The 21848-nt window shown below is 71.1% G+C and carries 20 protein-coding genes; 5 read left to right on the top strand and 15 right to left on the bottom strand.

The window, feature by feature from the left end:
- Window positions 1-159: 159 nt before the first annotated feature.
- On the top strand, window positions 160-1122 hold the full coding sequence (locus tag AB0F88_RS41150) for a nitroreductase family protein (RefSeq protein WP_362696982.1): 963 nt from the start codon (window positions 160-162) through the stop codon (window positions 1120-1122).
- A 152-nt stretch (window positions 1123-1274) separates the two neighbouring features.
- Here AB0F88_RS41150 and AB0F88_RS41145 read toward each other — a convergent pair whose 3' ends face one another.
- Entirely contained in the window at window positions 1275-1598 is a 324-nt protein-coding gene (locus AB0F88_RS41145) for a helix-turn-helix domain-containing protein (protein ID WP_362696980.1), read from the bottom strand.
- A 302-nt stretch (window positions 1599-1900) separates the two neighbouring features.
- Between AB0F88_RS41145 and AB0F88_RS41140 the strand changes: the two genes are divergently transcribed.
- Complete coding sequence (locus AB0F88_RS41140) at window positions 1901-2917, top strand: TerC family protein (protein ID WP_362697193.1); 1017 nt, start codon at window positions 1901-1903, stop codon at window positions 2915-2917.
- Window positions 2918-3139: 222 nt separating this feature from the next.
- On the opposite strand, the gene AB0F88_RS41135 is transcribed toward AB0F88_RS41140, so the two are convergent.
- The 10 genes from AB0F88_RS41135 to AB0F88_RS41090 form a co-directional block, all read right to left on the bottom strand.
- Complete coding sequence (locus tag AB0F88_RS41135; protein ID WP_362696978.1) at window positions 3140-4132, bottom strand: hypothetical protein; 993 nt, start codon at window positions 4130-4132, stop codon at window positions 3140-3142.
- Window positions 4133-4146: 14 nt separating this feature from the next.
- A complete protein-coding gene (locus AB0F88_RS41130; RefSeq protein WP_362696976.1) occupies window positions 4147-4809 on the bottom strand; it encodes a CBS domain-containing protein in 663 nt (220 codons plus the stop codon).
- Window positions 4810-4940: 131 nt separating this feature from the next.
- A complete protein-coding gene (locus AB0F88_RS41125; RefSeq protein WP_362697190.1) occupies window positions 4941-6164 on the bottom strand; it encodes an HAD-IC family P-type ATPase in 1224 nt (407 codons plus the stop codon).
- Window positions 6059-6592 (bottom strand): hypothetical protein, encoded by a 534-nt coding sequence (locus AB0F88_RS41120; RefSeq protein WP_362696974.1) that lies wholly within the window; start codon window positions 6590-6592, stop codon window positions 6059-6061. Before AB0F88_RS41120 ends, AB0F88_RS41125 begins: the two co-directional genes overlap by 106 nt.
- Before the next feature lie 114 nt (window positions 6593-6706).
- Window positions 6707-7228: a universal stress protein gene (locus AB0F88_RS41115; RefSeq protein WP_362696972.1), complete on the bottom strand. Its 522-nt coding sequence runs from the start codon at window positions 7226-7228 to the stop codon at window positions 6707-6709.
- 54 nt (window positions 7229-7282) lie between these two features.
- Window positions 7283-7765 carry a CBS domain-containing protein gene (locus AB0F88_RS41110; protein WP_362696970.1) on the bottom strand — a complete coding sequence of 161 codons (483 nt, stop codon included), beginning with the start codon at window positions 7763-7765 and terminating at the stop codon, window positions 7283-7285.
- Entirely contained in the window at window positions 7762-8631 is an 870-nt protein-coding gene (locus tag AB0F88_RS41105) for a universal stress protein (protein ID WP_362696968.1), read from the bottom strand. Before AB0F88_RS41105 ends, AB0F88_RS41110 begins: the two co-directional genes overlap by 4 nt.
- Window positions 8632-8760: 129 nt before the next feature.
- Entirely contained in the window at window positions 8761-9684 is a 924-nt protein-coding gene (locus AB0F88_RS41100; protein WP_362696966.1) for a universal stress protein, read from the bottom strand.
- Between the two features lie 158 nt (window positions 9685-9842).
- The gene (gene fdhF, locus AB0F88_RS41095; RefSeq protein ID WP_362696964.1) at window positions 9843-12551 is read right to left on the bottom strand and encodes a formate dehydrogenase subunit alpha; all 2709 of its coding nucleotides are present in this window, start codon (window positions 12549-12551) and stop codon (window positions 9843-9845) included.
- Window positions 12539-14215 carry an NAD(P)H-dependent oxidoreductase subunit E gene (locus tag AB0F88_RS41090; RefSeq protein WP_362696962.1) on the bottom strand — a complete coding sequence of 559 codons (1677 nt, stop codon included), beginning with the start codon at window positions 14213-14215 and terminating at the stop codon, window positions 12539-12541. The genes fdhF and AB0F88_RS41090 overlap by 13 nt, the downstream gene beginning before the upstream one ends.
- 414 nt (window positions 14216-14629) lie before the next feature.
- On the opposite strand from AB0F88_RS41090, the gene AB0F88_RS41085 reads away from it, so the two are divergent.
- Window positions 14630-15304, top strand: coding sequence for a pyridoxamine 5'-phosphate oxidase family protein (locus AB0F88_RS41085; RefSeq protein ID WP_362696960.1), 675 nt, complete (start codon window positions 14630-14632; stop codon window positions 15302-15304).
- Window positions 15305-15315: 11 nt separating this feature from the next.
- Window positions 15316-15624 (top strand): BON domain-containing protein, encoded by a 309-nt coding sequence (locus AB0F88_RS41080; RefSeq protein ID WP_362696958.1) that lies wholly within the window; start codon window positions 15316-15318, stop codon window positions 15622-15624.
- A gap of 131 nt (window positions 15625-15755) precedes the next feature.
- Here the strand turns inward: AB0F88_RS41080 and AB0F88_RS41075 are convergent, their stop codons facing one another.
- The 3 genes from AB0F88_RS41075 to AB0F88_RS41065 form a co-directional block, all read right to left on the bottom strand.
- Window positions 15756-17468, bottom strand: a complete 1713-nt coding sequence (locus AB0F88_RS41075; RefSeq protein WP_362696956.1) for a GAF domain-containing sensor histidine kinase — start codon at window positions 17466-17468, stop codon at window positions 15756-15758.
- A gap of 151 nt (window positions 17469-17619) precedes the next feature.
- Window positions 17620-18264 (bottom strand): CBS domain-containing protein, encoded by a 645-nt coding sequence (locus AB0F88_RS41070; RefSeq protein WP_362696954.1) that lies wholly within the window; start codon window positions 18262-18264, stop codon window positions 17620-17622.
- Window positions 18265-18302: 38 nt separating this feature from the next.
- Window positions 18303-19205, bottom strand: coding sequence for a universal stress protein (locus tag AB0F88_RS41065; protein ID WP_362696952.1), 903 nt, complete (start codon window positions 19203-19205; stop codon window positions 18303-18305).
- Between the two features lie 347 nt (window positions 19206-19552).
- Between AB0F88_RS41065 and AB0F88_RS41060 the strand changes: the two genes are divergently transcribed.
- A complete protein-coding gene (locus AB0F88_RS41060) occupies window positions 19553-20422 on the top strand; it encodes a universal stress protein (RefSeq protein ID WP_362696950.1) in 870 nt (289 codons plus the stop codon).
- A gap of 110 nt (window positions 20423-20532) precedes the next feature.
- Here AB0F88_RS41060 and AB0F88_RS41055 read toward each other — a convergent pair whose 3' ends face one another.
- Window positions 20533-21399, bottom strand: coding sequence for a universal stress protein (locus tag AB0F88_RS41055; RefSeq protein ID WP_362696948.1), 867 nt, complete (start codon window positions 21397-21399; stop codon window positions 20533-20535).
- Window positions 21400-21848 lie beyond the last annotated feature (449 nt).

The following is a 21848-nucleotide window of genomic DNA, read 5'->3' as shown; positions in this document are numbered from 1 at the left end:
GCCGACGACGGTGGGGACCAACGCCGGCCACCGGCGGGGCTTTGGTCTGACGATGAGGTCCTCCCCCGAGCTCTCGAGCCGGAAGTCTTTCCTCACCAGGACCTTCGCCCCTGCCCCGGCCGGTGACGGCGGACGACTCTTGAGTCAAGGAGGTTCGCCATGCTCAATCCACTTGCCACGCACGCCGGGGCGCGCCGTCTCCTCACCGCGGCCGGCGCTGCGCCCTCGGTGCACAACACCCAGCCGTGGCGCTTCGTCGTCCGCCACCGGGAGTACGTCGAACTCCACGCCGACCCCGGCCGCCGGCTGAAGGTGGCCGACCCGCGCGGCCGCTCCCTGCACATCAGCTGCGGCGCGGCCCTGCTCAACCTCCGCCTCGCCCTGCGGGTGAGCGGCCATCGGCCGGTCACCTGGTCCGTCGCGCCCGCCGGGGACGGCTCGCCCACCCTGCTGGCCGCCGTCCGGCCCGCATCGGCCGCGCCCGCCTCGGCGGCCGAGTGTGACCTGTACGAAGCGATCACGACGCGGCGCACCAACCGGCAGCCGTTCACCGGGAGGCCTGTCCCCCGGGCGGTCATGGACGAGCTGAGCACGGCGGCCCGGATGGAAGGCGCCGAGCTGGTCCTCCTCGATGCCTCGGCGAGCGCCGTACTCCTGGAGGAGGTCGCCGCGGCCGAGGAGGCGCTCGCGCGTGACCGTGACTACCGTGCCGAGCTGGCGCGGTGGACCTCGGGACGGTCGCATCGCGACGGCATGCCGCCCTACGTCCAGGGACCCCGGCCGATCGGCGACCGCGCGCCCGTGCGTGACCTCGCCCGGCTGAGCGGGGAGCGGGCCCGGTTCGAGCCCCACCCCCGGCTCGCCGTGGTGACCACGCTGGGCGACGGCCCGGCGGACTGGCTGCGAGCCGGGCAGGCGCTGCAGCGCCTGCTGCTCGTCGCCACCCTGCACGGGGTGTCAGCGTCGTTTCTCAACCAGCCGCTGGACCTGCGCGACATGCGCCGTCATGCCGACCCCCGGCACCCCGGCGGCCACCCTCAGATGATCATCCGTCTCGGCTACGGTCCCGCCGTACCACGTGCCCCGCGTCGACCGGCCTTGGAACTGCTCGGGATGGCGTGACCCGCGGCGGCCTCGCCCCGCGTACCCCGGACCGTGACGCGAGTTCCCGTCAGGTCGGCGAAGGCGCGGACGTCGGTCATGTCACACGCGACCCGCGCGGGCACCGGGATCATCCGGTTGACGCGAGCGTTTCCTCCCGGCCGGTCCGGCCGTCACCCGGTGATCCGGGAGTCGGTGAACAGGGCGAGCAGGTCACCGATGCGCCGGTCGGCCTCGGCGGGATGGCGGAAGTGCCCGGCCGGGTTGACGGTGTACTCGTTGCGCCGTCCGACGCGTTCGCGGCGCAGGTAGCCGGCGGCCTCGAGGTCGGCGACGATGGCCTGCGCGGCGCGTTCGGTGATGCCGACGGCGTCGGCGACGTCACGCAGCCGGACGGTCGGCTCCCGGGCGATGGCCAGCAGCACGTGGGCGTGGTTGGTCAGGAACGTCCACTCCTTCGCCCCGCGATCCGCTCCGGCGCGAGCCGTCGAAGACATCTGATCACCATCCGTACGGTGTGGCCGGGGGGCAGGTCATCCTTCAATGTACGCACACGAAGACACGAAAGCAGAATCGTGGGTCCCGCACCCGCCCCTTGACATACGAACTGCACTTCGTGAATACTCGATCGTAGTTTGAGGGGGAGTACCCGACGTCCGACGCGTCGCCGTCAGCACGGCCCTGGCAGATCCGGGTCCCGGCGGCGCACCCACCGGTGCGGTGGGCTGGGGAGACCTTCGGCCAGCAGCACCGGGCCTTCGCGCGGAGGTCCGGCCGGTCGAGAGGTTTCCCGTTGTCCGTGTCCTGGTGGGTCTGGGCGGTGCTGATGCTGGCGATCGCCGCGATGCTCGCGATCGACCTGTTCCTGCACCGCGATAATCACCTCATCGGTTTTCGTGAGGCCGCCGTCTGGTCCGGTGTCTGGATAGCCGCGGGACTGCTGTTCGGCGTGATCCTGTGGGTCTGGCAGGGCGGCGACGTGGCCGGCACCTACTACGCCGGGTATCTGATCGAGAAGGCGTTGTCGATCGACAACGTCTTCGTCTTCGCACTGATCTTCTCCTACTTCGCCGTGCCGGCGGCGGTGCAGCACAAGGTGCTGTTCTGGGGCGTGATCGGAGCGCTGATGTTCCGGCTGGTGTTCATCTTCGTCGGAGCGGAACTGCTCGAGACGTTCTTCTGGACCGCGTACGTCTTCGGCGCGTTCCTGATCTACACCGGCTACAAGATGGCCTTCCGCCACGACGAGCAGACCCCACCGGACCGCAACCCCGTGGTGCGCCTGGTCCGGCGGGTCATCCCCACCGACGCGAACTACCACGACGACAAGTTCTTCACCCGCGTCAACGGCAGGCGCGTCGCCACCCTGCTGCTCGTCGTCCTGATCGCCGTCGAGACCACCGACCTGATCTTCGCCATCGACTCCGTCGCCGCGATCCTGGCCATCACCACCAGCACGTTCATCGTCTGGGCCGCCAACGCCTTCGCCATCCTGGGCCTGCGCAGCCTGTACTTCTGCCTGGCCGGGCTGCTGCGCCGCTTCGTGCACCTGCACTACGGCCTTGCCGTGCTGCTGGCCTTCGCCGGCGTCAAGCTCATCCTCTCCGAGACCCCGATCGGGAAGCTGCCCATCCCGGTGACGCTGGGCGTGATCGTGGCAACGATCACGGTGTCGATCGTGTGGAGCCTGCGCAGCACACGCGGCACCGACGGTCCTCCCGGCGGCGACCCGGCGGCTCCGTCCGCCACTGGCGCCCCGCAACCGCCCCGCATTCCCGCCCGGTCCAGCGCGAACCACCGCGGACGGACGAGGTGATCTGCCCGGCCGTGGCGTTCCGCCCTCTCGGCGTGCGCATCCCCGTCTCGGCACCGGCGGTCATCGTCTCCGGGGTGACGGCGGGCCGCTCACAGCCCCTGGTGACCTCACGGCCGGGCCCACCGGCCCGGAAGGCCGGCGACGGCCCATGCGTAACCGGCACGACGGGTGCCCCGCCCCATCGGTGGCCTTCCGGGCCCTTGGGTCTGGCGGCCGATTCGGTCAGCGTTCTTCCAGTACCTCGGTGGCCGGGCGGCGGACACCCTGGCTGTCGTCGAAGGTGATGCCCAGCCGCATGATCATCTGGGGGTACTCCTGCGAGCACAGCTCCTGGCGCAGGAACTCCCGCAGGTGGAACATCTCCAGCGCCTGGGTGTGGAAGGCCGCGCTGAGACCGTAGGCGGAGGCGCGCAGCAAGATCCGCTGCAGTGCCTGGCCGGCCGCGAGCCAGTCTCCGCGCGAGTCGCCCTTCGTGGTCAGGACCGCCACGACACCGGTGGAGACGGAGAACGACTGGTCGGCGTCACTGCCCCAGGGGCGGCCGCGGGCGTAGTCGCGCTGGGCGAAGTGCGGCTCGGTCCGCCGGGGCTCGCGCGGATAACTCTCGGCGGGCACGCCGTCCTCGCGGGGGCTGCCCGGCGGCCGCGCCCAGCCGATCAGCTCCAGTGACAGCGGCCGGTCCTGGGCCTGCACGTCCTGGGCGGCGCAGGTGATCGCGGAAAACACCCGGATCGCCGGCTCGGACCGGACGGGCGTCAGCCGCGCCCCCTCGCCGCCCGCCTCGGCCACCAGCGCCTCCAGCAGACATTCCGGCACGGGCAACCGCGTGAAACCGGCCCGGTGGGTGCGGCGGCGTTCGATCTCGGCGTACAGCATCCGGGTGTGCTCGTCGGCGGTCACGGCCGCTCCCGGCCGCACCGTGGCCAGCAGGGCCGGCCGGTCGGGATCGGGCAGCACGCGCACCTGCGGCTCGTACCCCAGCGCACGCAGCGCGAGCCGCACGTTCATCAGGGCCGCACCACAGCTGACCAGCAACTCCCTGCCGATAGGGTCGCCGACGCGCAGTTTCCTGTCACTGTCGGCACGTAGCGCGATCTCGTCGCCGTCGACGGCGAAGGACCAGGGCTGGGTGTTGTGGACCGACGGCGCCCATGTGGCGGCCCGCACCGCCGTACGGATCACCGAGGCGATCTCCTCGCTGGTACGGGTGTTCATGACGTTCACCCCTGTCACAGGAACGGCGGGACGACGGCCAGGTCGTCGGATCGGTAGGTGAGGGCGTTCGCGACGTCGAGGACGCCGTCGATCTCGCGGGCCGCGGTGATCAGAGGGGCGATCTGCGACCGGAAGGCGAGCCGGCCTGTCAGCGTGAGCGTCCCCGCCTCGACGCCGGCGCTTATCGTCTCCGGGTCGATGGCGAGCCGGTCACAGATCGTGGTGACCTCGCGTTCGATCTCCTCGGCCGGGCGGGCGAAGACCTTGAGCAGATCGCTTTGGTGGACGGTGCCGGTGATGCGCCCGGTGACCGCGTCGATCACCGGCAGCTGCTTGATCCGATGGCGGTGCATCAGCCGCGCCGCGTCCCGGACGGTGGCGTCCTTCGTGATGGTGATCGCCGGGGTGGTCATGACCTGCCTGGCCGTACCGCCTGCGGCTTTGCGATGTTCCTGCCGTCTTTTGCGGCTGTCGAAGACGCTGCCGGCGTGTGCGCCGGAATCGGTCTCCTTGAGCAGGAGATCATCGTCGGCGACCACCCCGATCGGGTGATCGTCGGCGTCGATGACGGTGAGCGCGCCGACCTTGAAACGCCGCATGGCGTCGACCATCTCGGTGAACGTCGCCTCCGGCCGCACCGCGATCGCCGCGCCGCCCATGACTTCCCTGACCTTCATGACGCACCTCCTCACTTCAACGATCGCAAAGCGGTCCGGGAAGCGTCAGCGGCGAAAGTCCCCTGATCAGAGGGACTTATGGTCTGTTTCTTTCCAGGGGGCCGACCTTCGTCCCGCCCGTGAACCGGTGATCACAAGGAGGCCAGCGAGAAGTAGGCCTCCTCCTCCTGATCGAAATGCAGCAGCAGGACCGCGTGCAGGCCGTAGAGGCAGGCGCACAGGTCGTCGAGCTGCTCTGGGCGCACTCCGCCGTCCTCGGCCAGGGCGAGATGGCGCCCCAGCCGGCGGACGAGCCGTTCGATCTCCGCGTGTGCCCTGCTCATGGTCATCGTGACCTCGGGGCCGCCGAGAACGCGTTCCATCGCCGGGTAGAGCCGCTTTTCCTCGGCCCGTTCGTGCGGGAGCAGGCGTTCGGTGAGAAAGGCGTGAACCTCCCTCAGCCGGTCAACGGCCCGCGCTGTGGGGTTCCCGGCCAGCTCGTCGGCGGTCTCCCGGATCAGCTCCAGCGGCGGCCGCAACGAGGTGTGTTCCGTCTTGAAGCGGTGCAGCAGGGATTCGGTGGTGGCGTCGACCACCGTGCGGGTCCCCCGGGCGGGACGCAGGGCCCGCAGCGCGTTGAGGATCACCGCCACGTCGATGACCTCCTGCAGCAGGGCGCCGGCCGCGGGCGGCAACGCTCCGGCCGCCGCCACGATCATGGCCAGCAGCGAGAGGGCCATTCCCGCGCTCGCGCTCTGCACGGCGATGCGGCGGGAGCGGCGGGCGACGTCCATGGCGTCGGCGAGCCGGTCCAGGCGATCGGTGGTGAGCACCACGTCGGCCGCCTGGGCGGAGGCGGCCGAGCCGTGGGCGCCCATGGCGACCCCGACGTCGGCGGCGGCCAGGGCCGGGGCGTCGTTGATCCCGTCGCCCACCATCACGCTCACCGCCTTGGCCGCCTCATGTCGTACCGCCCGCACCTTGGCCGCGGGGCTCTGCTCGGCCAGCACCTGGTCGACGCCGAGCACCGTGCCCACGCTCTCGGCGACCTCGGCCCGGTCCCCGGTGAGCATGATCACCCGTTCGATCCCGGCGGCGCGCAACCGCCGCAGGGTCCGTGCCGCATCCGCCCGTACGGCGTCGCGAAGCAGGATCACGCCCGCCGTTTCGCCGTCCACGCTCACCCAGACGGTCATGGCGCCGTCCAGCGCGGCCCGTGCCCGCTGGGCCCGTTCCCACTCCGAGGAGAAGGTCGTCGCCTTGCCGACCTCTATCCGGCGGCCCTCCACCACCCCCGTGGTGCCGGTGCCCGGCTTCTCCAGGACCGCGGCCGGCTGCGGCAGCTCGGCCTGGTGGGTGCGGGCGGTCTCGACGATCGCGGCGGCCAGGACGTGAGAGGACATCTGTCCACCGCGGCGGCCCAGCGCAGCACGTCGTCGGCGCGGGCGCCGGGTGCGGCCACGACGTCGACGACCCGGGGGCGTCCGGCGGTCAGCGTTCCGGTCTTGTCCACGATGAGCGTGCGGGCCTGTCCCAGCTTTTCCAGCGCTCCCCCGCCCTTGACCACCACGCCGTGGCGTGCCGTGCGAGACAGCCCCGAGGCGATGGCGGCGGGGGCGGCGAGCAGCAGCGGGCAGGGGGTGGCCACGACCAGTACGGCGACGGCCCGTACCGGCTGGCCCGACAGCAGCCAGGCGGCTCCCGCCAGCAGGAGGGTGAGGGGCAGGAACCAGGCGGCGAACCGGTCGGCGAGCCGTACGACGGGAGCGCTGTCCGTTTCGGCCTGCCGCGCCAGCCGTACCACTCCCGCGTAGGTGCTCTCGTTCGATCAGGACCTTGCGCCCGCCGATGAGCGCGGCCCGCACCGGCTCGTCCGGGGTCGTCTTGACCGGCCCGGGTCCGGGCGGCGAGCCGGCGCCTACTCGCTCGGGGCGGTCCTTGGCTCACCGAACCCGAAGTCCGGGCCCAGGCACGACCTGATCTTCGGGAGCCGGTGGCCGGCGGTGATGGGTGACACCTGTGGGGTGGCGTGTGGCGGGATGACCAGTACGGGGCAGAACGCGTGGGCGGCGACGTGGGCGCTGACCGAGCCGAGCAGCAGGCTGGTGAGTCCGCCGAGTCCCCGGGATCCGACCACCAGGGTTCTGGCCGTCCGGCTGAGTGAGACCAGTTCCGGTCCTGGGTTTCCCCGGGCCAGGATCGAGCGTACCTCTCGGCCCGGTAGTAGTCGTTCGGCCAGTTGTACTCCTTCGAGCAGGATGTGGCTCGCGTGCCGGCGCCGTTGTTCGGTGATCGCCGTCTCGCGTTCGGCGTGGGGGCCGTCCCAGATGTGGCAGACGGTCAGCTCCGCTCGTTGCGTTACGCACTCCAGCGCCGCCCATTCGACCGCGCGACGGCTGTGTGGCGACCCGTCGAACGCGACGATGATCTCTCGCCTCATGGGAACACCCTCCAGCCATGACGGTGACGTCATATCAACGGCGAGAATCCCGCCTCATCCGGCGGGGACGTGGGAGGGCAGGACCGGGACCAGGCGGAACATTCCCGTCATCAGCTCGGGGGGTTCCCGGTGCTCGGTGATGCGGCCGGCCACGGCTCGCAGTACGTCGGTGGTGGTCATCATTCCCGCCAGCCGGTGATCTTTTCCGATGACCCCGATCGCGTCGACGCCGGCGTCGAGCATCGCGGCGACGGCGTCGGCCAGGGGCATGTCGGGTGTGGTGTGCGGGCGGCGGCGATCGGCCAGGAGCGTGCGCACGCGCACGTGTGACTGCTCGATCGGGCCGCCGGACCAGCGGGCGGTGAGGTCTTCTCGGGTCAGGATCCCGCGCAGGCAGCCGTGCCGGTCGACGACCGGCAGGTGGTGGACTCCCGCGCGGCGCATGATCTCCCAGGCCAGCAGCGGGGACTCCTCGAGGTCGACGGCGACCAGCGTCCGGCTCATCACCTGTGCCACGGTGAGGGTGGCGGCCTTCATCGTGCCTCCCCTCGGGCGCGGACCACGGCGACGGGGCAGTGGGCGTGGTGCAGGACTCCGTGGCTGATCGAGCCCAGCACGGCCGAGCCGAACCTGCCCAGTCCCCGGGAGCCGACGACGACCAGGTCCGCGGCCGCCGAGGCCTCGCACAGGACGCCGGCCGGGTGCCCGCAGACCAGTGTCTGCTCGACCTCGACCCGCGGGTACTTCTCCCGCCACGGGGTGAGCGTGCCGGCGCAGACCTGCCGTTCGGCGGCCAGGACGTCCTCGACCAGCGGGGTGTAGATCAGGGCGCCCGGTCCCACGAGGGGCATCTGCCAGGTGTGGATCGCCTGCAGCCTGGCGCCGCGGCGGGCGGCCTCCTCGAAGGCGTACTCCAGCGCCACCGCCGAGTGGTCGGAGCCGTCGAAGCCCACCACGATCCGCTCGTGCGTGCGCTCCGGTGTGCCTCTGACGACCACGACGGGAGCGGCCACGTGTCCGGCCATTGCCAGGGAGACCGAGCCGAGCAGCATCCCGGTGAATCCGCCCAGTCCGCGGCTGCCCAGTACGACCTGTTCGGCGTCCTCGGCCTCGCGCCGCAGGACCTCGCTCACCCGGCCCGACTCCATGAAGGTGTCCACCTCCAGGTGCGGGGCGCGCTCGCGCGCCAGCGCGGCGGCGCGTTCCAGCACCTCCTGGCCGTACTCGGTGACGGAGTCGCGAAAGCCCGGCGGGGTCTGCAGCGGGATGTCACCGGGCCACGGCTCGCACACATGGACGATCTTCAAGGCGCATCCGCGCCGCATCGCGTCGTCGGCGGCCCATTCGACCGCACCGTCCGAGGGAGACGAACCGTCCACTCCCACCACCACATGCGCTGTCATGGCGACCTCCCTGGGCTCTGTGGTTTCTTCTTCCATTCGACCGGCCGGCGGTGGTTTTGGCAGCGGTCCAAAGGCCTGTCCGTCAGGGACTTCCGGCCCCCGTCACCAGCCCGACGACCGCTGGGTCGATCACCGGGACCGGTCCCGCGCCGCTCTCGCCTGATCGGTGGGCGGTGTGGGCGAGGAGCGGTGCTCCTGGGACGGTACGACGGCCACGGGGCAGGACGCGTGCCTGACCAGGGATCCGGTGATCGTTCCGAGGTGGCCGGTGCGCGATGCCGTCCGGCCCGTACCCACCACGACGAGGGCGGCCTCGGCCGACGCGGCCAACAGAGCGTCCCTGGGCGCGGTCGTGGCCGAGGCGACGTCGAGGCGGACGTCCGCGTACTTGCGCCGCCACGGGATGAGGCGCTCCTGCACCCGCTCGCGGCAGGCACGGGCGGAGTCTTCGAGATCGGGCGCGTGGGCCATGGCGATGCCCCACGCCATCGGGCGCGGGTGGCCGGCGTGCATCACCCTCAAAGGAAGATTCCGCAGGGCGGCCTCCTGGAACGCGAAGTCCAGCACCGCGTCGGCCGTGGTGTCCTTGACCCCCAGGAGGACGGGCTTCGGCTGCGGGAGGACGGGTGCCGGGCCCGCTTCGCGCACGATGATCACTGGAGATCGGGCTCGGGCCGCCACGAACGCCGCGACAGAGCCGATCATGAATCGGGCGGTCATCCCCCGGTTGTGGGCACCGACCACGAGGAGGTGCGCGTTGTCGGACAGTTCGACGAGTCGCTGTGCGGCCGAGCCTTCGTGAAGGTCGGTGATCACCTCGACGATCGGGGAGTGCGCGTGGGCGCATTTGGCGCCGTGGAGCAGCACGTGCTCGGCCGCCTTGCCCAGGTGGAGTTTGGCCTCGCCGTCGGCCTCGCTGTAGGGCCAGCGCCAGGCGTAGGTGACGGTGAGCGGGAGTTTTCGGGATTCGGCCTCCTCTGTTGCCCATTCCAGGGCTCGCAGGGAGAAGTCCGAACCGTCGTAGCCGACGACGATCCCATGTTGTCTCGTCATGGTCCTCACCTCTGTTCCATCGTTTGGCGATGCGGGGCTTCATCAGCAGGGCGGAAGGTCCCTTCCTCGTAGGGACCTTCTGCCTTTCGACACGGTCCGGCCTGTCAGGCCCTCACCGGCTCGGGATGAGCCGCGGGGTGATCCAGGCGAGGGGCGGGTCATTCACCTCGTTGCGCCGCGGTGCCGGGTCCGGGGATCAGCCGTACCGCGGTCACCTTGTACTCCGGGCATGAGGTCACGGTGTCCGCGTGATCGGAGGTCAGGGTGTTGACTGCGCTGGAGGGGAAGTGGAAGGCGCAGAAGACCTGTCCGGGCATCAGGTCGTCGCTCAGCCTGGTGGTCAGTGTGGCGTGGCCGTGGCGGCTTTCCACCGTGACCGGGTGGCCGTCGTGAAGCCCGTACCGGGCGGCGTCGGCGGGGTGCAGGTCGAGCCGGTCGGTGTGATCCAGCCGGATGTTGCCGGTGCGGCGGGTCATGCCGCCGGAGTTGTAGTGGGCCCAGCGCCGTCCGGTCACCAGGATCAGCGGGTAGTGGTCGTCGGGGTTCTCGCCCGGCGGCAGGTAGGGGCAGGCGGCCAGGTGTGCCCGTCCGTCGGGGGTGGCGAACCGTTCCCGGTAGAGTTTGGCCTCTCCGGGGCCGTCGGGATCGGGGCACGGCCACGCGATGGCGCCCTCCCGGTCCAGACGTTCATGGGACAGGCCCGCGAACAGGGGCGCCACCCGGCCGCATTCGGCCAGCGCCTCGGCCGGCGTCCGGCAGCCCAGATCCACCCCCAGCGCCGAGGCCAGGGCGTGCACGACCGCGAAGTCGGTCCTGGCCTGTCCCGGTGGGGCCAGGGCGGGGCGCACCCGTTGGAAGCGGCGGTCGAAGTTGACGAAGGTGCCGTCTTTTTCCAGCCAGGACGCGGCCGGCAGCACGACGTCGGCGCGCTGAGCGGTCTGGGACATGAACAGTTCCTGGCAGACGACGAGCGGGCAGGCCTCCAGTGCCTGGGCGACCCGGGTGGCGTTCGGGTCGGTGGCGCACACGTCCTCCCCCACGATCCACAATGCGCCAAGCGTTCCCGCGCGGGCGGCCGCGAACATCTGCGGGATGCGCATCCCGGGCCGGTCCGGCACCGGAGCTGCCCACACGTCCTCGGCCCTGGCCCGGGCGAGCGGATCGGTCACCTTGCCGTACCCGGGCAGGACGTCGGGCAGCGCCCCCATGTCGGAGGCGCCCTGGACGTTGTTCTGGCCGCGTAGCGGGTTCACCCCGAAGCCGCGCTCCGTGCCGACCGCACCGCGCAGGATCGCCAGATTGGCCAGGGCGCGCACTCCGTCGGTGCCGTGCAGGTGCTCGGTGACCCCCAGCCCGTAGACGATCGCCGGCCGCTCGGCCCGCCCGTAGAGCCGGGCCGCGGCGACCAGATCCTCGGCGGGAACGCCGGTCAGGGCGGCCACCCGGTCCGGCGGGTAGCCGGCGAGCAGCGCGAGGAGCTCGGGCAGGCCGCCGGCGCGGCGGCGCAGGAACTCCTCGTCGGCCAGGCCTTCGGCCCAGAGCGCGTGCGCCAGCCCGTGGAACAGGGCGACGTTGGTTCCGGGGCGGGGCCGCAGGTGCACGTCGGCGTAGCGGGCCAGCCCGACGGCCCTGGGGTCGGCGACGACCAGCCGCGCCCCGCGCAGGACCCGCTGCAGCAGCCGTGCGCCGACCACCGGGTGGGCCTCGACCGGGTTGGCGCCCACCAGCAGCAGGCAGTCGGCCGTCTCGACGTCGTCGAAGGTGTCGGTGCCGCCGGACAGGCCGAACGCGGCCGTCAGCCCGGCCGCCGAGGGGGCGTGGCAGAGCCGGGAGCAGTTGTCGATGTTGTTGGTGCCGACGGCGACCCGCATGAACTTCTGGATCAGATAGTTCTCCTCGTTGGTGGCCCTCGCCGAGGAGATCACCGCCACCGCGTCGGGACCGCCGGCGGCGACGGCGGCCCGCAGGCCTTGGGCGACGTGCTCCAGGGCCTCGTCCCAGGTCACCGGCTCCAGGCGGCCGTCACGGCGCAGCAGTGGCCGGGTGAGGCGTTCGGGGGAACGCAGGAAGCCGTGGGCGAAGCGGCCCTTGACGCAGGCGTGCCCGCGGTTGACCGGGCCTTCGCGGTCCGGCAGGACGGCCACGACCTGACCGTCACGGGTGAGGGCCTCCAGGGAACAGCCGACGCCGCAGTAGCCGCACGTGGTCACCGTGCGTGTCAGGGCCGCCGTCCCGCCGCCGAGGGGCAGTCCGGGTTCGGTGAGGGCCCCGGTGGGGCAGGTGTCGACGCAGCCGCCGCAGGCGACGCAGTCGGACTGCGCCCACGGCCCGCCCGTGCCGGGGGCGACGACCGTGTCGGCGCCCCGGCCGGTCAGGGTGAGGGCGAAGGTGCCCTGGACCTCGGCGCACATGCGCACGCAGCGGCCGCAGGCGATGCACAGATCCCGATCCAGGTGGACGTAGGGGTGGCTGTCGTCGCGGCCCCGGCCGCCGCGTCCTTGGGCGGTCTGCGGCGCGATCCCCATCGTGTGGCAGACCCGGGCCAGCTCGTGGTCGTCGACATCGCCGTCCAGCGCGTGGGGCGGCAGGGCCGCGACGATCACCTGAACGGCCTCGCGGCGCAGCACCCGCAACTCCTCGCCGGCGACCTCGACCACCGCGCCGTCGGCGGCCGGGGTCACGCACGCGGCCACCACGTTCCCGTCCGATCTCACCAGGCAGGTGCGGCAGGAGCCCGCCGGGGTCAACCGGTCGTCATGGCACAGTGTGGGCAGCTCGGCTTTGGCCAGGCGCACCGTGGTGAGCAGTGTGGCGCCCTGGGCCGGGCGGACGGTGATGCCGTCGACGGTGACCCTCACGGGTCCCATCCCTTCAGCCGGTTCCCGTAGGCGCGGGCGAGGCTGCGCACGGCGGCGGGAACCCGCCGCCCGAAGGCGCACAGGCTGGCCTGGCCCATCACCCGCAGCAGCCGCGCGTACTCCTCACCGGCGGGCGTCCCGGACGCGGCGATCTCCAGGCCGCGGCGGGAGCCTGCCCGGCACGGCGAGCAGGCCCCGCAGCTCTCGGCGGCGGCGAACTCCCACACGTGCCGCAGCACCTCTCGCGCTTCCAGTCGCTGGTCGAAGGCGACGAGGCCGGCGTGGCCGAGCGCCGCGCCGCGGCTCGTCAGGTCGGCGTCGGTCAGCGGCACGTCCAGCCGGTCGGGGGCCAAGAAGCCGCCCAGCGGCCCGCCCACCTGCAAAACGCTCAATCGTGCCCCCTGGCGCAGGCCGCCGCCCAGTTCGGTGACGATGCCGAGCACCGAGGTGCCGAGTTCGACCTCGTAGCAGCCGGGCCGGGCGAACCGTTCGGACAGGCAGACCAGTTTCGTGCCGGTCTCGGCTCGTGTGCCGCGCCGGGCGTACGCGTCGCCGCCTCGCCGCACGATCCAGGGGAGGGCGGCCAGCGTCTCGACGTTGTTGACCACGGTGGGCACGTCCCACAGGCCGTGTCGCGTCGGGTAGGGCGGCCGCGGCCGGGCGCATCCGCGTCCCCCTTCCAGGCCGGCGATCAGGGCGGTCTCCTCGCCGGCCACGTAGGATCCGGCGCCCTCGGCCACCTCGACGTCGAGTTCCAGGTCGCTGCCGTGGATCCTTCGTCCCAGGTGCCCGTCCTGGTAGGCCTTTCGTACCGCGGCTCGCATCCGGGCCAGCGCTCGCGGGTACTCCGAGCGCACCAGCACGACGGCGTGGCGGGCCCGGCAGGCCAGGCAGGCCAGGGCCAGCCCCTCCAGTACCCGCGCCGGGTCGGCCTCCATCAGCAGCCGGTCGGCGTAGGAGCCGGGGTCGCCCTCGTCGCCGTTGGCGACCACCACGGTCTCGGGTGAGCCGCCGGTGGCCGCCCACTTGGCGGCCACCGGAAATCCGGCTCCGCCGCGCCCTCGCAGCCCGGACGCCGCCACCTCGGCCTGGATCTGCTCGGGGGTGAGCGCCCCCACCGTTTCCGGCCACACCTGCCAGGCGGCTTCCCCGGCGACGACGCCGGCGAGCACCACCGGATCACCGGTGGCGTCGGCGGCCGGGATCGAGGGGGCCCGTGGCGGTACACGGCCGGAGAGCTGGCCGGCGAGGTCCGGGCCGGTACAGGGGGTGTCGCCGTCGAGAGCGGCGGGGCCCGCGTAGCAGTAGCCCAGGCAGCGGACCGTCTGCAGCGACACCTGAGGATCGGGGTCGGTGCTGTCGGCGGTGGCGCCGAGCGCGTTCTCGACCTCGGCCAGGTGGCAGCCGGCGCGGGCGGCGAAGCAGGCCGCGGCGGTGCAGATCCGCACGTGACGGCGACCGTGCCGGGCGGCGAGGTCGGCGTAGAAGGTGGCCGGTCCCAGCCCGGCGGCCGCCGGCAGCCCGAGCCGCCTCGCCGCCTCGGGCGCCCATGCCTGCGGGCCGTCCGGCGAATCGGCGGCGGCCCTGGCCAGGGATTTTGTCAGCCGGGCACCGGGACGTCCACGCCGGTCGGCCAGCGCGCGGAAGGCGTCGAAACGACCGGCCGAACCCATACCTTCATCATGGACCCGCCTCCCGCAGTCCATCAGGCCCTATGAACCCACCCAGGGGGACTTTTAGCCCTCGGATACTTTTTCTCGACCTTTGATGACATGTTTCATCTTTCGACCTGCCCTGCGGGAGGCGTGAGCGCCGAGCTGCCCACCGGCCGCGATGAGCCGGTACGGCCTGCCGGTCACGGTGTGCGTCCAGGTCGGATGCCGGGAACCAGCAAGGTCACCCAGTCACGACGAACAGGACTTTCGGCCCTGTTTGTCCCTCTTTCCTCGCCATAGCGTTCCCAGTGAGAAGACATCTCCAGAGGTCGTCGATCTCCAGGGGCCACCGATGAGAGCTCGGCGTCGTATCGGCGTCGTATCGGGCGCGGCCTTCGCCGACGATGTCCGACCGTGTGAAAGGAGAGTCCCATGGCTGAACGCCTCGCCGCTCCCGGTGACCTCGGCCGCCGGATCGCCGGCCGACGTGAAAGCCTCGGTCTGGACCGCAAGGAGCTGGCAGAACGCGCTGGGATCGAGCCCTCCTACCTCGCCTACGTGGAGCAGAGGGCGGCGGCGCCCGCCATCGAGACCATAGAGCGCCTGGCTTTCGCTCTGGACACCAGCACCGCCGAACTTCTCGGAGCGACCCTCGACCAGCCGCCCGGGCAGGGGCGAGCCGCCCTTCATCCCGGTTTGGAGCGCCTGGACACGAAGGAGTGCCTGCGGCTCATCTCCCCCGGCGGGGTCGGCCGGCTGGCTTTCGACGACCTTGGCAGTCCGACGATCTTGCCGGTCAACTACGTCCTGCACGAGGGCTGCGTGATCTTCCGTACCGCCTTCGGCGGCCCGTTCGACGCGAATCTGAGCACCGGGGTGAAGGGGGTCGAGTTCAAAGTCGCCTTCGAGGTCGATCGGATCGACGACGCCAACCGGGAGGGCTGGAGCGTGCTCGTCCGCGGCGGCGTCCACCACGTCTCCACCGCCGAGGAGCAGGCGGCCGTGATGGCTTCGAGCGTCCAGCCCTGGGCCGGCGGCGACCGCGAGCTCTACATCAAGATCACTCCCGTTGAGATCACGGGCCGCCGCATCCGGCACAGCCGGTGATCGACGCCGGGGTGATCGACGAGCATGGCCGCCTGGCGGGCATCGTCAGCCGCTGCGACCTGCTGAAGGTATTCGTCCGCTCCGACCACGACATCGAGCACGAGGTCCGCGTGGAGGTCTTGACGCGGTCGCTGTGGATGGACACCTCCCGTGTCCAGGTCACGGTCGAGGACGGTGTGGTGACGCTCAGCGGGCGGATGACCCTGCGCGCGGACACACGGATCGCGCTGTGGATGACCTGGCAGACCAACGGGGTCGTCGACGTGATCGACGAACTCACCTGGGACCGGGACAACACTCCCGCCGGGGAGTGGCGGTAAGCCCTCCGCGCCCTACCGCCCTACCGCCCCTCCGCCCTACCGGTAGGGCGCCCTACCGGTAGGGCGCCCTACCGGCCGGGCGCCCGGCGCGCCTGGAGCCGGCCTTCGCCGATCGGCTCTGTGGCCCGCCCTCACGCCAGGGGAACGCTCCACCTCAGGCGGGTACCGCCCCCTGGCCGGCAGCCGACGGCGAAGGAACCGCCGAGCCGCTCGGCCCGCTCCCGAAGGTTGCGCAGCCCACGGTGCCTGCCATCGTGCCTGCCATCGGCGGACAGCCCGACGCCGTTGTCGGCCACGGTCAGGACGAGCCGCTCCTGACCGACATTCACTGATATATCGACCTTCGAAGCCTCGGCATGACGCACCACGTTGGACAACGCCTCGCGCAACGCGGCCAGCAGGTGCTCGGCCGTCCGCGGCGGCACCTCGCTGTCCAACGGGCCCCCCATGTCCAAACCCGGCATGAAACCCAGATGACCGCGCGCCCCCTCCACCAGGGCCACGATCTGCGCGCGCACACCGGAATCACCCTCCTGGGGAAAAGCCTGCAGGGCGAAGACGGTGGAGCGGATCTGCCGGATGGTGCCGTCCAGCTCGTCGATGGAGTTCCGCACCCGCGAGGAGATCTCCGGCCGTTCGATCAGCCGTACCGTGCTCATCAGCGTCATGGCCACGGCGAACAACCGCTGGATCACCACATCGTGCAGGTCCTTGGCGATCCGGTCGCGATCTTCCAGCAAGCTCAGCCGCTCGGTGTCCATCCGGCTCTCGGCCAGCTCCAGAGCGATCGCGGCCTGCCCGGCAAAAGAGTGCAAAGTGCGCAGCTCATCCCGGCTGAACGGGATGCGACCCGAACGCTTACCCAGCGACAACACCCCCCGCACACCGCCCGACGCGCCGATCGGCACCACCGCCACCGGCCCGAGCGAGACGTACTCGGCGATCACGATCGGCACCGTCGCCTCGCACACGTCGGTGACCATGAGCGGCTCACCACTGGTGAAGGCGCGACCGGCCAGGGAGTCGGCGATCGGCGCCTCGGCATGGGCCACCTGATCGCAGGCCTCCCCGTCGGCGATCAGCACCCGCAGAACCCGTCCGCCCTCATCGGGCAACAAAACCGCCACGACGTCGGCCCCGGCCATCTTCCGTGCCCGCCGCGCGATCAGCACGAGCACCTCGTGCGGCTCGGCACCCGACAGCAGGCTGGTGGTGACCTCCGCCGAGGCCTGCAGCCACATCTCCCTGCGCCGGCTCTCCTCGTACAACCGCGCGTTCTCGATGGCCACCCCGGCCGCACTCGCCAGCGCCGTCACCATCGCCTCGTCGTCGGCGTCGAACTCCCCTCCCCCGCGCTTCTCGGTCAGGTAGAGGTTGCCGAACACCTCCTCGCGCACCCGCACCGGCACCCCCAGGAACGACCCCATCGGCGGGTGGCCGGGCGGGAAACCGTAGGACGCCGGATGGTCGGAGATGTGGGCCAGCCGCAGCGTCTGCGGCTCCTTGATCAACAACCCCAGCAGGCCCAGCCCGTGCGGCCAGTGCTCGATCCTGGCGATCTCCTCCTCGCTCAAACCCACCGGGACGAACTGAATGAGTGTGCTGTGGTCCCCGGCTACCCCCAACGCGCCGTAGGTGGCGTCCACCAGCGCGGTGGCGGCCTCCACGATCCGGCGCAGCACCGTCTCCAGATCCAGATCGCCGCCCACCGCGACCACCGCGTTCAGCAGCGCGTGCACCCGGTCCCGGGTCGCCAGCACCGCCTCCAGGCGCACCCGCAACTCCGCCAAGAGCTCATCCAGGCGCATGTGCGCGATCAACGCACCTGGCTCGATCTTCGCCATACCTCAAGTCTCACACCGGGGCACGTGGACGTCCGTCCCGCCCAGGAGCCGGCATCCACCGGCCGACCATCGTTTACCCCACGATGGCGAGCCCCTGACCGGCGAGATGCACGGCGAGCCCCTGACCGGCGAGGTGCGAGGACATGACGCCCTACCGGCTTCCTGCCACGTCGTCCTCGTCGTAGGTGGCATCGACGTCCAGATCGACGACCCCGTCCACCCGGCGGCCGGCCTCGACGATCTCAGCGATCTGCGAGCGCCTGGCGAGCTTTCCCGCGACACGGACCACCCCCGCGTCAACCATGATCGTCAGCGCTTTCGGATCCGGACTCAGACGCGCGACGGCCGCCGCCACATCCGCCAGAACGTCACAGGCCCGCCGGGAGAAGATCTTCAGCAGGTCCACCTGGTGCACAGTACCGACGATCTTCCCGGTGGCGACGTCGACCACCGGCAGCTGCTTGATCCGGTGGGCGTTCATCAGGCGGGCCGCCTCCCGCACCGCGGTCTGCTCGACAACCGTCAGCGCGGGACTGGTCATGACGTCGCGCGCGGTCGTGCCAGTGGCTTTCTCGTGCTCCCGGCATCGCTTATGACCTGCGGGAATCATCTCGCCGTGCGAGAGATCGACCTCCTTCGGCAACAGGTCGTCCTCCGACACCACCCCGATGGGACGCCCCTCGGCGTCGATCACGGCGACCGCGCCCACCTTGAAGCGACGCATGGTCTCCACCAGCTCCGAGAGCGCCGCCTCCGGGCGGACCGCGATGGCCACCGCGCCCATGACGTCCTTCACCTGAAGCGTCATGTTCACCCCCTTCAGCCCTACGCCGCTCAGCCCTTGAAGACCCGCGCGTCACCGCAGGCGTTGGAGCCCGCCGGCGCGGGCTCGTTTGGCGGCGGGCTCTTTCGGACGGCGGGAACGATCGCGACGGGGCACAGACCGTGCTGGAGAACCGCCCTGGAGGTCGAGCCGAGCCTGCCGTGCTCACGTGCTCCGCCGACCACCACCAAGCTCGCCTCCTTTGACGCGTCCACCAGGAGATCCTTCGCGGCCGTGGCGGCGAAACAAACGCGAACAGCCACCTTGGGGCAGGCGATCCGCCATGGTCCCAGGCGCTCGAGCATGCCGTCCTCCACCGCCTTCATCGCGATCCGCGCCCCCTGCGCCAACGGCTGCAGGCGTCCGGCATGCACCGCCGTCAGCTTCAGCTGCCTGATGCGGGCTTCACGGAAAGCAAACTCGATCACCCCGTCAGGGGTGTCCCCGCTCATCCCCAGGACCACGGCGCCGCGCTCTCTCGGCACGGGAATCGGCCCGGGTCCGCGCACGACGATCACCGGACAGTACGCGTGCGCCGCCACATACCCGGCTACCGACCCCAAGACGGTCCTGGCCAGGGCGCCCATGCCACGAGAACCCACCACGATCAACGCGGCACGCTTCGACAGCTCGACCAGCCGTTCAGCGGCCGCGCCCTCGTGCAGATCCGTGGTGACATCAGCCAGCGTGCTGCACGCACGAGCGCAATCGGCCCCGTGGTACAGCACATGCTCGGCGGCCTTACGCAAATGAAGCCTGGCCTCCTCGTCGGCCTCCCCGTACGGCCACCGCCACGCGTGGGCCACCCTCAGCGGCAGCTTCCCGAGCTCGGCCTCGTCCATCGCCCATTCCAGGGCCTGCATGGAGAAGTCGGAACCGTCATAGCCGACGACGACTTCCCGGATACCGGTCATCACTCTCACCTCCCTTTCCATGCTCGCCAGGAAGGACTGCGAGGAGCAGGGCGGAAGGTCCCAACGGCATGGGACCTTGCGCCCCCTCTCGTCACGGCGCAGACCTGCGAATCACAGCGCCGACCTGCGAAACCAAGGAAAACACCACGATTTTCCGCTGGCCGGGCAACGAAGTGGCGCCCGACGGCACCCAGGGGACCTTCGCCCCTACCCGGCGAATGGCAGAGCTGCGAAAAATGAGAGAAACCAGGGCCGTGGAAGACACGAGCGGACGATCTCATCCAGCCGCGGGCCCACCCACCGAGACCAGGGCATCGACCCCCGGCGACGAATCGAAGGTGGTGACCATGACAGACCCCGTCGTCGTCGGCGTCGACGGCTCGACATCCTCACTGCAGGCCGTGACCTGGGCGGCGCAGGAGGCCACCTTGAGGAAAGCGCCACTGCACGTCGTGCACGCCGCCCTCCGCTGGGCCTACGACGTCCCTCTCGTTCCCCAGCCCGCCCACTGGGGACCCGCCGAGGAGGCAGCCTGCAAGGAACTCCTCTGCCAGGCCGCCGAACAGGCCCGCTCCGAAGCCCCCACCGTGGAGGTCACCACCGAGATCCTCGACGGAAGCGCCGCCGAGGCGATCGCCACCGCGGCCGAGACCGCACAGCTGATCGTCGTCGGCCGCCGAGGCCTGGGCGGATTCACCGGGCTGCTCCTGGGTTCGGTCAGCTACGACCTGGCCGCACGCTCCCCGTGCCCAGTGGTGGTCGTCAATCGACTACCCACCGCTCAAGACACCACAATCGCCGTCGGCCTCACCGGACGCCCCGACCAGGATCCCCTTTTGGAATTCGCCTTCAACGAGGCAGTCCTGCGCCGGCGCCCGCTCCGAGCGGTGCACGCCTGGACCCATCCGGCCACCAGAGCACCCGGCGACATGCAACCACTCGTCTACGACGTCGAAGAGGTCGGCAACGAAGAGGCCCGCCTGCTGGCCGAGTCGCTCGGCGGCCGGCGCGAGAGATTCCCCGACGTGACCCTCATCGAGCACGTCGTGCACGAGCATCCGGCCAAAGCGCTCGTCGACGCCTCCGAGAGCGCCGAGCTGGTCGTGGTGGGAGCCCCCGGCCGGGCGCTGTTCCTCACCTCGACCGTACGCGCCCTGCTCCACCACGCTCAGGCGCCCGTCGCCGTCCACCGCACCTCGCGCCCTCGCCGGAACTGAGCCTTCCCGGCAGAGGACCGTCGCGACATCACCTGCCATACCGGTGAATCAACGGTTTCAACGGCACCCGAACCTGCGACGTCACCTGCCCGACGGTCAGGGTCTCGGCGTCATCGTTCATCCAGCGGGGGGCGAACGACGGCGACAGGGCAGTGTGCCCGGTGCAGCACGCCGTGGCTGACCGAGCCCAGCACCGCCGAGCCGAATCCGCCCAGCCCTCGTGAGCCGACCACGACCAGGTCCGCCCGGCGTGAGGCGTCGGACAGTACGCGGACCGGATGATCACAGACGATCGACTCTTTCACCGCGACGTCCGGATACTTTTCCCGGCAGGGGGCCAACAGCCGCCGGGCGGCCTCGGCCTCGTCCGCGAAGACGCTTTTCAGCGCCGGGCTGTAGCCCAGAGCGTACGGCGAGAGCACCGGCATCTGCCAGGCGTGGACCGCCCGCAGCCGCGATCCGTGCTGCTGGGCCCGGGCGAAGGCGTACTCCAGCGCGGCCTGCGAATGCTCCGACCCGTCGAACCCCACGACGATCACGCCGTGCGCGGTCCGGACCGGCGCGCGGACGATGACGACGGGACCGGCCGCGTGGCCCGCCAGAGCGAGCCCGACCGATCCGAGCACCAGCCCGGCGAACCCGCCGACGCCCCTGCTGCCGATCACGAGCACGTCGGCCCGCTCGGATTCACTCTTCAGCCGTTCGACCACCGCTCCGGTCGCCAGAGCAGTTGTGATCTTGATGTCGGGTGTGTGGTCCCGGGCCCGCTGCGCGGCCGCGGCCAGCACGCGGTGAGCATGCTCGGCCGAGTCGTTCTCCTCCCCGGTCCCGGAAAGGAGAACGAGGGCGTTCCACGGTTCGCGCACATGCACGATCTTCAATGCCGCGCCGCTGCGCGCGGCGTCCTCGGCCGCCCATCGCACCGCCGCCGTCGCGGGTGCGGATCCGTCGGTACCGACGACGATCAGTCCGGTCATGGCCGCCTCATCCCAGAGAGCCTCTGTGCCTTCACCTCCATCGCACACCCGCGAAAGAGATTCGGCACCGGCCGAACGTCACCCGTCACAAGGACCAACGTCTCCCCCGAAAAACCACGTGGGCTCGGTAGGTTCGCCGGGAGCGGTGTCCGGTCAGCCGTCCGGCCGGTCTGCGCGGATTCCTCGTCCCGGACCGCACACCCCTCGCGGGCGTTTCGAGAAGGACGCCTCCTTTTCGCGAAGGCCGGACTCATACCGCCGTCCCGGCGAAGGAACAGGAAGGAACAGGATGGCGGTGTGACCGGCCATCGAAGCCTCTCCTTACTGTGGCCAGGTCCAGTCGCGGATGTCGGTGGGGTCCTCGCCGTGCTCGCGGGTGTGGGCGCGGGCGCGTAGCCGGGCGTCGGCCATGTGCTGGCGCAGGTGCGCCGAGCGCCCGGCCAGGCCGG

Origin of the sequence: Streptosporangium sp. NPDC023963 (genome assembly GCF_040639135.1) — a bacterium.
Taxonomy (GTDB): Bacteria; Actinomycetota; Actinomycetes; order Streptosporangiales; family Streptosporangiaceae; genus Streptosporangium.
This window is presented reverse-complemented; position numbering and strand designations above follow the sequence as displayed.